The organism is Kitasatospora sp. NPDC002543, assembly GCF_053594915.1.
Genome location: NZ_JBSFWR010000176.1, coordinates 1 through 8,458 on the forward strand (window position 1 = coordinate 1; position 8,458 = coordinate 8,458).

10 protein-coding genes and 1 pseudogene are annotated in these 8,458 nt (G+C 76.1%); 7 read left to right on the forward strand and 4 right to left on the reverse strand.

All coding sequences use genetic code 11. The features are described from left to right. Positions 1-566, forward strand: a 566-nt coding sequence (locus ACWD4P_RS37045) for a sigma-70 family RNA polymerase sigma factor (protein ID WP_449782667.1), incomplete at its 5' end; no start/stop codon positions are given. On the opposite strand, the pseudogene ACWD4P_RS37050 reads toward ACWD4P_RS37045, so the two are convergent. Beyond that, positions 481-1,152 (reverse strand): annotated as a pseudogene (locus ACWD4P_RS37050) (LLM class flavin-dependent oxidoreductase). The gene ACWD4P_RS37045 and the pseudogene ACWD4P_RS37050 overlap by 86 nt on opposite strands. Positions 1,153-1,432: 280 nt before the next feature. Between ACWD4P_RS37050 and ACWD4P_RS37055 the strand changes: the two are divergent. Next, positions 1,433-1,759, forward strand: coding sequence for a hypothetical protein (locus ACWD4P_RS37055; RefSeq protein WP_449782668.1), 327 nt, complete (start codon positions 1,433-1,435; stop codon positions 1,757-1,759). Next, the gene (locus tag ACWD4P_RS37060; RefSeq protein WP_449782669.1) at positions 1,756-2,751 is read left to right on the forward strand and encodes an iron-containing redox enzyme family protein; all 996 of its coding nucleotides are present in this window, start codon (positions 1,756-1,758) and stop codon (positions 2,749-2,751) included. Before ACWD4P_RS37055 ends, ACWD4P_RS37060 begins: the two co-directional genes overlap by 4 nt. 413 nt (positions 2,752-3,164) lie before the next feature. Here the strand turns inward: ACWD4P_RS37060 and ACWD4P_RS37065 are convergent, their stop codons facing one another. Continuing rightward, positions 3,165-4,052, reverse strand: coding sequence for a Rieske 2Fe-2S domain-containing protein (locus ACWD4P_RS37065; RefSeq protein WP_449782670.1), 888 nt, complete (start codon positions 4,050-4,052; stop codon positions 3,165-3,167). A gap of 162 nt (positions 4,053-4,214) precedes the next feature. On the opposite strand from ACWD4P_RS37065, the gene ACWD4P_RS37070 reads away from it, so the two are divergent. Continuing rightward, positions 4,215-4,439: a DUF6480 family protein gene (locus tag ACWD4P_RS37070; RefSeq protein WP_449782671.1), complete on the forward strand. Its 225-nt coding sequence runs from the start codon at positions 4,215-4,217 to the stop codon at positions 4,437-4,439. 112 nt (positions 4,440-4,551) lie between these two features. Here ACWD4P_RS37070 and ACWD4P_RS37075 read toward each other — a convergent pair whose 3' ends face one another. After that, positions 4,552-5,553, reverse strand: a complete 1,002-nt coding sequence (locus tag ACWD4P_RS37075) for a PHP domain-containing protein (protein ID WP_449782672.1) — start codon at positions 5,551-5,553, stop codon at positions 4,552-4,554. A gap of 236 nt (positions 5,554-5,789) precedes the next feature. On the opposite strand from ACWD4P_RS37075, the gene ACWD4P_RS37080 reads away from it, so the two are divergent. The 3 genes from ACWD4P_RS37080 to ACWD4P_RS37090 all read left to right on the forward strand — a co-directional run bounded on the left by ACWD4P_RS37080 (position 5,790) and on the right by ACWD4P_RS37090 (position 7,639). Further along, entirely contained in the window at positions 5,790-6,362 is a 573-nt protein-coding gene (locus tag ACWD4P_RS37080; RefSeq protein WP_449782673.1) for a DJ-1/PfpI/YhbO family deglycase/protease, read from the forward strand. Positions 6,363-6,734: 372 nt separating this feature from the next. Then, a complete protein-coding gene (locus ACWD4P_RS37085; RefSeq protein ID WP_359830911.1) occupies positions 6,735-7,193 on the forward strand; it encodes an SRPBCC family protein in 459 nt (152 codons plus the stop codon). 155 nt (positions 7,194-7,348) lie between these two features. Next, a complete protein-coding gene (locus ACWD4P_RS37090) occupies positions 7,349-7,639 on the forward strand; it encodes a helix-turn-helix transcriptional regulator (protein ID WP_359830912.1) in 291 nt (96 codons plus the stop codon). Between the two features lie 80 nt (positions 7,640-7,719). Here the strand turns inward: ACWD4P_RS37090 and ACWD4P_RS37095 are convergent, their stop codons facing one another. Then, the gene (locus tag ACWD4P_RS37095; RefSeq protein WP_449782674.1) at positions 7,720-8,157 is read right to left on the reverse strand and encodes a universal stress protein; all 438 of its coding nucleotides are present in this window, start codon (positions 8,155-8,157) and stop codon (positions 7,720-7,722) included. Positions 8,158-8,458: the final 301 nt, after the last annotated feature.

Below are 8,458 nucleotides of genomic sequence, written 5' to 3' on the forward strand. Positions count from 1 at the left end.
TCGTCACCTACGCCATCCCCACCATCACCGGCGAGATCAAACGGTTCTTCCGCGACACCTCCTGGCCGGTGCGGGTCCCGCGCAGCATGCAGGAGGTCTACCTCTGCGTCGCCCGCGGCTCCGACCGCCTGGAACAGGAGCTCGGCCGCCTCCCACGGCCCGAGGAGATCGCCGAGGAGCTCCACCTCACCGTCGAACAGGCCACCGAGGGCCTGATAGCGGGCCGGGTCTGCCGCCCCAACTCCCTGGACGCGCTGCGTGAGCGGGACACCGACGAGAGCGGCAGCTCCTTGTTGGACCGGCTCGGTGACTGCGATCCCGGCATCGAACTCGCCGACTTCCGGATCGCCGTGCGCCCGCTGCTGGCCCGGCTGCCCGAACGCGAGCAGACCGTCCTCAAACTGCGGTTCTGGGACGGCTGGACGCAGTCCCGGATCGCCGAGCGGATCGGCGTCTCCCAGATGCACGTCTCCCGGCTGCTCAGCTCCACGCTGGCCTGGCTGCGGGAGGAACTGGAGGACCACGACGCCACCGGCTGGACCGACGAACCGCAGGAGTCCGACTGACTTTCCCCCGGTGCCGTGTTTCCGGCCCCCCGGAGTCGAAGAACCCCTCCTGCTCCTGGCCGATCTGGCCGACGTAGACCTCGTCGAACCCGGCGCCGACGTAGGCGCGCAGCTGGTTGGCGTGCGACTGCGGATCGTCGCCGCAGACCACCGAGCGGGCCACCATCTCCTCGGTCACCAGTTCGGTGGCCTGCTCGAAGTGGCGGGGCGTGGGCAGCACCTGGGCGAGTTCGCCGGGCAGCAGCTCCGTCGGCCAGAGCCGGTGGACGGTCTTGACTGCCCGCTCACGCTCCTCCGACCAGCACACCTTCATTTCCACCGTGGCCGCCGCCTGCGCCGTCACGGCGGGGTGCAGTCACACCGTCGGGCAGGTGACCAGGGTGGTCACCGGCAGCCGGACGGCCTGCGACAGCGCGCCGATCACACCCCAGACGAACGGGGCGTTGCCCTGGGCGTCGTTCCACGGGTGGAAGTGGTCGGAGATCGCCAGCCGGGTGAAGCCGGCCCGCTCCGCCGGCCGCGCCTGCTCGACCAGCTGGGCGGGGGTGAACTCTTCGCAGGACAGGAAGTAGCCGAACGCGGTCATGGCAGCCTCGCATCGTCGCAGGGTCTTCGTCGCAGGGTCTTCGCCGGAGCGGCTTTCCGGGGCGGGCGTCGCGAAACCTCCGCGATCCGTGATCCGCGATCCGCGGGCCGTCCGCCGCTCGCGGTGCGGACCGCCCGGCGGTACGACGGCCCGCCCCGACCCCGCCGGCTGCCGCCGCCCTCGGCCGTCCCTCCGCCGATGGGTCCCCGGGCGTTAGAGCGCCGTCCGTCCGGGCACCCGCCCGGACGGCAGGGGCGGATCCGGACGGCAGGAGGACACGATGGACCGGCGGGAACGGGAGGAACTGTTCGGCGTCGAGCGCGAACGCCGGCGTGACCACGCACTCGACGCCCGGCCGCGCGGCGCCACCGGGACCGGGCCGCTCGCCGGGGCCCGGGGACTGGCGCACCGGGCACGGCCCGGGGCCGTCCTCGGGCTCGCGCCGTTCTCCTCCGGCCCGCCGGCCGCTGGACCGCGGACCTCGGCCGCGCCCGTCCCGTGGGCGCTCACCGGCCGCTGGGCCCGGACACCCGCGATCGCCTTCGCCGTACCGTGCGCCTTCGCCGTACCGTGCGCCTGCGCCGACGGACGGGGAGCGGGCCGGTGAGCGGGCTGCCCGCCGCGCGCGGACCGCTGTCGGCGGCGGTGCTCGCCCTGCTCACCGCCGGACCGCCCGGGGCCGGCCGGATGCTCGCCGTGCCGGGCTCCCGCGCCGAGCCCTGGAGCGAGGACCACCAGCTGGCCCTCCACCTGTGCTACGAACTCCACGACCGAGGACTGCCCGGGGTCCGGGACGGCTGGGAGTGGGACCCCGAACTTCTCAGGTTCCGGCAGGAGTTGGAGCGTCCGTTCCTGGCCGCGGTGCGCGCGGAGGCGGAGCCCGTACCGCCCTTGCCGGAGGCCCTGGAAGCGCTGCTCACCGAGCCGCCCGACGGCACCGGCCCGTCGCACTTCCTGCTCGCCGAGGGCGAGCGCCGCCACGCCCGCGAGTACCTGGTGCACCGCTCGGTCTACCACCTCAAGGAGGCCGATCCGCAGCTGTGGATGCTGCCGAGGATCCACGGGCCCGCCCAGGCGGTGCTGACGGCGATCCTCTACGACGAGTACGGCGCCGGACGGCCGGAACGGGCGCACGCACGGCTGTTCGCCCGGATGATGGCCGCCTTCGGCCTCGACCCCGCGTACGGGCACTACCTGGACCTCGTCCCGGCGCCGACCCTGGCGGTGGTCAACCTGATGACGCTCCTCGGCCTGCACCGGGCGCTGCGCGGTGCGGCCGTCGGGCACTTCGCGACCGTCGAGATCACCTCCTCGCCGGGCTCCGCCCGCCTGGCGGCGGCACTGGCGCGGCTCGGCGGAGGGCCGGACGGCACGCTCTTCTACCGCGAGCACATCGAGGCGGACGCCGTTCACGAACAGCTGGTGCGCCGCGGGGTCATCGAGGAACTGGTCGGTGACGAACCGGAGTTCGCCCGGGACGTGGCGTTCGGCACCGCCGCGGCCGGGGTGGTCGACGGACGCTTCGCGGACCACCTGCTCGGCCGCTGGCGGGCCGGGCGCACCTCGCTGCGCTCACCGCTGCCCGACGACCCGGGCTGAGGCCCGCCCGTCTGCCCGTTCCTTCGTCCCGTTCCTTCGTCCCACGTCACGGTGATCCCCGCCCCGGGCGGCCGCAGTGCGGCGGACAGGTCCATCGCGGGTGACCCGGCCTGTCCGGGCCGCGGGAGGCCGGGTCACCCGTCCCGTTCGGGGCCGAGCGCCCGGCCGGAGCCGTCCGGCGGTTCCCGGCGCCCCGGAAGAGGCCGGGACTCCGGTGCCGCCCCCGGCCGGATGGACCGTGGTCGCTCGGACCGGGCGCACGGCGGTGCACTTCCCGGGTGCACGTCCCGCCGCGGTGCGTGCGGCCCGTCGCGTGCGGCCCGGCAGGTCCCCCAGCGGGCGACGGCCGGGCCCGGCGCCCGGCGCCGGTACGGCGGACCGGCTCGGCCCGACGCGGGGGCCGGGGCGGGCGGTCAGTCGGCCCCCGGGAGCCGCGCCTCCAGGTGCCCGGAGAGCACCCGGGTCTCCAGCACCGGCTGGGGCGCGGTGGCCGGGCCGTGCACCACCTCGCCGTCCCGGAGCCGGAACGCGCTGCCGTGCCACGGGCAGCGCAGGCAGCCGTCCACGAGGGAGCCCTCGGAGAGCGGCCCGGACAGGTGGGCACAGCGCTCGGCGAGCACGTGGAAGTCCTCGCCCTCGTGGACCACGACCACGGCCAGCTCGCCGGCCGTCACGCGGACGGGCTCGCCGGGCGGGAAGTCCTCCACCGCGCCGAGGCCGACCCAGTCGGCCGGTGCCAGCCGGGGCACGGCGGCGGCGCGGTCCGGGCCGGCGGCCTGCCGGTAGGCCAGGTGCCCGCCGAGCGCGGCTCCGGCGGAGACGGCCGTCAGCCCGGCCAGGCCGAGCAGCCGGCCGCGCGCCCGGTGCCCGCGGCAGCGGGCCAGGAGCGAGCCGCCGTACAGCAGCACCCCGGTGGTGTTGCAGAGCGCGTGCACCAGGCCGGTGCGGCGGCGCGGTGGGTCGAGCCGGGCCCAGTCCACCCAGCCGGTGAGCGCGGTGGGCCCGGCGGTCAGCAGTCCGGCCGCCACCAGGGCGTCGGCGGACCGGTGTCCGCCGGGGAGGTAGTCCAGCAGTGCGGCGGACGTCCAGCAGCCGATCGGCAGCTGGACCATCGCGGGGTGGAGCGGGTGGCCGAGCCACACGCCGTGCAGGGCGTCGCGGTACGGCCCGAGGGGGAGGGCCTCGACCGCTTCGGCGAGCGGCCGGGACGGGGCGTCGAGGACCCCCCAGCGCTCCGGTGCGTCCAGCGCCCGGCGCAGCCGGCGGGACCACCGGTGGGTGTGCAGGGGTGTGGTGTCCATACCGGGCGGTTAGCCGGGCACCGGCCCGCCAAACCCGGGCGGCCGCGGCGATCCGGACGGACCCGGAGGTTCGGACCCGGCGGGAGCGGGGCCGGGCGGGTTTCCGGCCGCCGTCGCCGGGCAGCCGTCGGGCGCTGGAACCCGAACCGTCCGGGGGACGTCATGACCACTCCCGATCCAGAACCCGAACGCACTCCCGCGCTGGACGCGCACCACACGCTCCCCGGCGGGGACACCCCGCCCGCCGAGGGCGGAATCTTCGGCATTTCCCACCCGGAACCGGTGGAACTGCGGCGGGCCTGGGGGCCCTGGCCGGCCGTCCTCATCGTGCTCCTGGCCCTGGCGGTGTCGGCGCTGCTCGTCGGCATGGTCTTCTATCTGACCTGACCTGACCCGCCTGGCCTGACCCGCCTGACCTGACCCGCCTGGCCTGACCTGACCCGCCTGGCCTGGCCGCCGGCGGGCGGGACGTGTCCTGGGGAGAGGCCAGGGGGGCAGCTCAGCCGCCGCCCCGTCCGGTCCAGGCGAGAAGCCGTTCGCGCGGCCAGGTGGTGATCAGCCGCTCCGGGCCGAGGCCGAGGCGGGCCGCACGGGCGTACCCGGAGCCGAACCAGTGCAGCTGGTCGGGCGCGTGGGCGTCGGTGTCGACGGCGAACAGGCAGCCCGCCTCCGCGGCCAGGCGCAGCAGGTCGTCGGGCGGGTCACGGCGCTCGGGGCGGCAGTTGATCTCCACCGCCGTTCCGTTCGCCGCGCAGGCCGCGAAGACCGCGTCGGCGTCGAAACGGGACGGCGGCCGGCCGCGACCGGTGACGATCCGGCCGGTGCAGTGCCCCAGGACGTTCGTACGGCGGGCGCGGACCGCGGCCAGCATCCGGTCCGTCATCGGTCCGGCGTCGGAGCGCAGCTTCGAGTGCACCGAGGCGACCACCAGGTCGAGCCGGGCGAGCAGTTCGGGCTCCTGGTCGAGCGAGCCGTCCTCCAGGACGTCGCACTCGATCCCGGTCAGCAGCCGGAACGGGCCGTTGCGGGCGTTCCAGGCCGCCACCTCGTCGAGCTGGCGCCGCAGGCGTTCGGGGCTGAGGCCGTGGGCGACGGTCAGCCGGGGCGAGTGGTCGGTGAGCACCGCCCAGTCGTGCCCGAGCCCGCGGGCGGCGTCGGCCATCTCCTCGAACGGGTGACCGCCGTCGGACCAGTCGGAGTGGAGGTGGCAGTCGCCCCGGGCGGCGGCCAGCAGCTCCCAGCCGGCTCGCGCCGCGGGCCCGGCCTCGGCCTCCAGCCGGGCCAGGTACGGCGGTGTCGCACCCGTCGAGGCCTGGGCGATCACCTCGGACGTGACCGGTCCCACGCCCCGCAGACGGCGGACGGCGGCGGCGTCCACCACACCGGGCGGCAGGCCGCGGACGGCCTCGGCGGCGGTGTGGAACGCCCGCACCCGGTACGGGGAGGCGCCCTGCCACTCCAGGAGGAAGGCGATCCGTCGCAGCGCCTGCTCCGGGTCCACGGCCGCGCCCACCTCAGGTCACCGCCACGGCCAGGGTCGGTCGTCCACTGCCCACCGTGCCTCCTCGGGGCCCGAATCCCGGGTGCGGGGCGGGCGCCGACCGCCCCGCCCGTCCCCGGCGGCTACCCGGACCGGGCCCGGCGAACCGGGCATGGCCGCGGGCCGGGCGGGTACCCGCAGGCGCCGGGGGTGCGCGTGGGTGCACCCCCGTGGACCGACACGAACCAGGAGGAGACATGGACCGGCACGGCAAGGTCCTGGCGATCGTGACGAACTACGGCGTCGAACAGGACGAACTGCTCGTTCCCGTACGGCACCTGCGCGACAACGGCGCCCGGGTCGACATCGCCGCCCCCGACCGGGGCGACATCCGCACCCTGGTCGGGGACGAGGAACCCGGCGAGACGGTGCGCCCCACCCTCACCCTCGACGAGGTCGACGCCGCCGGCTACGACCTGCTGCTCATCCCCGGCGGCACCATCAACGCGGACACCCTCCGGCTCCGGCAGCCGGCCGTCGACACGGTGCTCGCCTTCACCACGTCCGGGCGGCCCGTCGCCGCGATCTGCCACGGCCCCTGGTTGCTGGCCGAGGCCGGCGTCGCGTACGGCAAGCGGCTCACCTCCTACCCCTCCCTGCGCACCGACCTCGCCAACGCCGGCGCCACCTGGACGGACGAGCCGCTGGTCACGGACGACACCAACGGCTGGCGCCTGGTGACCTCACGCAACCCCGACGACCTCGAACACTTCCTGCGCGGCATCGACGACGCGCTGCGCGCCCGGGCCGAGACGGTCGGCTCGCACTGACCGGCCGACGCGGGCACGGAGATCGTCGGGCACGTCGGCGGGCACATGCTCGCCGCTGCGCGGCGGAGAGGGTGGCCCCGGTGGGGGTTCCGGTTGCGGCGGGCCGGTTCTCCGCGCCCGGCGCCGGGTCGAGCCGGCGGCCGACGCCGTCGGATCGGGCCCCGGTGCGGCGGGGCACGCCGCCTCGTTCTGTTCCGTGCCCGGCGCCTGCCCGCCCCCTGCCGCGAATGCGCGGACGCCAGGGGGCGGTCTCGACGGCGCGGCCCCACCCGGCCAACGGACGGGGGCGGCGGGAGGGTTGATCCGGCGCTGGGCGGGCAGGCGCGCGGTCGGCCGGGACGGGCCCGGCCGTGCCGAGCAAGGAGGCTCCGGATGAGCATGGTGAGGGAATCGGTCGACGTCGACGTGCCGCTGGGTGCCGTCTACAACCAGTGGACGCTGTTCGAGGAGTTCCCGCGGTTCATGGAGGGCGTCGACGCGGTGACCCAGGTGGACGACCGCCACAACCACTGGCGGACGAGCATCGGCGGGGTCACCCGTGAGTTCGACACCGAGATCGTCGACCAGCTGCCCGACGAACGGATCGCCTGGCGCACCGTCGACGGCGAGGTGAGGCAACAGGGCGTGGTGACCTTCCAACGGCTCGACGACGAGCACACGCGGGTCAACATGGCCATCGACTTCCGGCCCGAGGGCATCGCCGAGCGAGCCGGGGACGCGCTGGGAGTGGTGGACCGGAGGGTGAAGGGGGACCTGCGACGCTTCAAGGACTTCATCGAGCGCCGCGGTGGCGAGGAGGGCGGCTGGCGCGGCCGGGTGAGCCCCGGTTGAGCACCGTCCGACCGCCCGCTGATCCCGGTGTCCACGGCTCCTCGGGGGCCGGGGACACCGGGCGCGCCCGCCCCGGGCGACCGCCGGGCCCCGCTCCGGGGCGAGGGGCCCCGCAAGGAACCCGGGGAAGGCCGGCCGGGCCGTATGCTGGGGCCATGAGCGACCGGCCGGCGGGCCCGGGGTGGACCTTCCTCACGAACCACGCTCGCGTGTTGGTGCAGATCGCCCGGGATCCGGGGATCAGGGTGCGCGACATCGCCGCCCGCTGCCTGCTGACCGAACGGGCGGTGCAGCGGATCATCGTCGACCTGGAGCAGGCAGGTTACCTCAGCCACGAGCGGCAGGGGCGCACCAACCACTACCACGTGACCACCGGCAAGCAGCTGCGCCACCCGGCGGACGCGGGCCCGTCCCTGGCGGAGCTGCTGGCCGCCCTGCTGCGCTGACACCGCCGAGGCCCGCCCGCTGACGTCCCGTCACCGAGGAGGCGGGCCCGGGCGCCGCGCGGGCCCGCGTGCCGCTGCCGTCACGGGGCCCGGACGATGACCACCGGGCAGGCGGCGTGCTGTGCGCAGTGGGTGCTCACCGAGCCGAGCAGGGTGCGGCTGAAGCCGCCGCGGCCGTGGCTGCCGACCACCAGCAGTTCGGCGCCCCGGGCCGCGTCCAGGAGGACGTCGGAGGGGTCGCCCATGACCATCGTCTGGCGGACCTCCGCCCGGCAGTCCTCGCCGAGCACGGTGTGCAGCTCCTCGGCGAACCGCCGTTCGGCCAGCTCCCGGTCGAAGGTGCTGTCGACCACCGGGGCCGACCAGCCGAAGTGGCTCGGTGGCTCCCAGGCGCCGACGGCGTCGACCACCCCGCCGATCAGGGTGGCGTGCCGGGCCGCCCAGCGCAGGGCGGCGTACGAGGGCGGCGAGCCGTCGACGCCGACCACCACGCGGGGCACGGAATCCTTCGCGTTCATCTGCACCGTCCTGTCGATCGTCGCCTCCCGACCACGGTGCTGGGCGCCGGACGGCCCCGCCACCACGGCCCGGCACCCGGGTGACACCGGCCGCCCCGGCCCGCCGACCCGGGGCGGGAGCGTCCCAGGGGAGAAGGCCGGCCTTGCCTCAGTTGCGATGCGCACCGGGCGCGCCGAGGGCCGGCGCACCGAGGGCCGGCGCGCCGAGGACGGCCCGGCGGCGGACGGCGAGGGCTGAGGACCTGTCACCCGCTGGGCGCGGCGGCCGGGGTGAGGGCGCCCCGCCCCCCCCCCGCGCCGC